The sequence below is a fragment of the Mesorhizobium sp. M0208 genome, assembly GCF_040322015.1.
GTDB lineage: Bacteria > Pseudomonadota > Alphaproteobacteria > Rhizobiales > Rhizobiaceae > Mesorhizobium.
In genome coordinates this window covers 1-1,441 of the sequence record NZ_JAMYSP010000109.1, presented here as the reverse complement: position 1 = coordinate 1,441, position 1,441 = coordinate 1, and the positions used below count along the sequence as shown (strand labels likewise).

General features: G+C 65.2%; 1 pseudogene. It reads right to left on the bottom strand.

The window, feature by feature from the left end:
• Nucleotides 1-22: 22 nt before the first annotated feature.
• Nucleotides 23-1,376: pseudogene (locus NKJ17_RS33830) on the bottom strand (IS701 family transposase).
• Nucleotides 1,377-1,441 lie beyond the last annotated feature (65 nt).

The window sequence follows — 1,441 nt, the reverse complement described above, 5'->3', positions numbered from 1 at the left end:
CTAGCACTACTTTGGCAGATTTTTAGCGGAGAGGGTTCTGCGGCAGTGGGGACAACGGATTGGGGGCGGCTGCGCGAGCGCGGTGAGGATGGCTTGCCTGACGGCGGGTAGGCTCGGTTGGGGCGGCGGGCCGAGGATTCTTTTTTCCCCCTCCCGCTTGTTTGAGGCGGCGAGATTGCAGGAAGGCGTAGGCGATCATCGTCATCAGCGCGTGCCGGTGCAGGCCCGTCCATGAGCGCCCCTCGAAGTGGTCGAGGCCAAGTTCCTCCTTGAGCTGCTGATGCGCCTGTTCGCAGACCCAGCGCGCCTTGATGGCGCCTGCGATCTGCTTGAGCGGGGTGTCGGCGGGCAAGTTGGAGAGGTAGTATTTGCGCTCGCCGGTCGAGCGGTGCTCGCCGATCACCCAGACCTCCTCGCCAGGCAGATGCTGAGCGCCCATGTCGCGGATGCGCTGGGGTGGGCCATCTGCAACCCGGACACGGACAGCGGCGAAGCGCGCCGAGAGGCGGCCTTTGGTGCCACGCCGCCAACTGACCGTCCGCCATTGGGCCTTTTCCAGCATCGCCTGCGCGGCCATCGACTTCACATCGGGGATATGCCGGCGGCGCGGGCGGCCGTGTCCGGCAACCGGGAAGATCATCGCCACGTCGGCGGCATAGACCTTCTGCTTGAACGGGATACCGACGGCCCAGGTAAGGCCGCGCTCGGTGAGCGCCTGCCGGAAGGGGGCGCTCAAACCATATCCGGCATCGGCGAGCACGCAGCCAAAGCGTAAGCCGGCTGCGCGAGCCCGGTCGATCTCGGCCAGCGCGATTTCGGGCTTGGTCCTGTAGGCACGATGGTCCTCGGGCACACCGGCACGGTCGAGCCGGGCGGGATCGGAAGTCCAGCTCTCGGGCAGAAACAGCCGCAGCCCCACCATGACCGGCACTTCGCCAGAGGCCAGCGTCAGCGACACCAGCGTCTGGCAGTTGGCGTTCTTGCCAAGCGCCGAGGCATATTGCGGCGCGACGCCGACCGAGTGGCGCCCCTTCTTGGGGAGCGCGGTGTCGTCCACGATCAGCCACGCATCGTTCCCGCCAACTTGTCTGTCGGCCTCCGCGAGCAGCACCTTCTCCAGCGGCGCAGCATCCCACACGCCGCTCGCGATGAAGTGGTGCAGCTGGTCATAGTTGACGCCTGCATGGCGCGCCGCCATCGGTTGGACGCTCTTGCGATCCCCAAGGCCAATCAGGCCAGCAATATAGGCCGGACACATCCGCGCACGCGTCTTGTGCCTCAACGCCGAGACGAACGGCTCAAGCCACCGCTCCAGATCGAGTTGCCAATCCCTGTTCATGGCCGGCCCCTCCAACAGCCGACCTCTCATGAATCACGCAAAACCGCTCTTGGGAATCCTCAAAACGCTCCCAGAACTAAAAAACTGCCAAAGTAGTGCTAG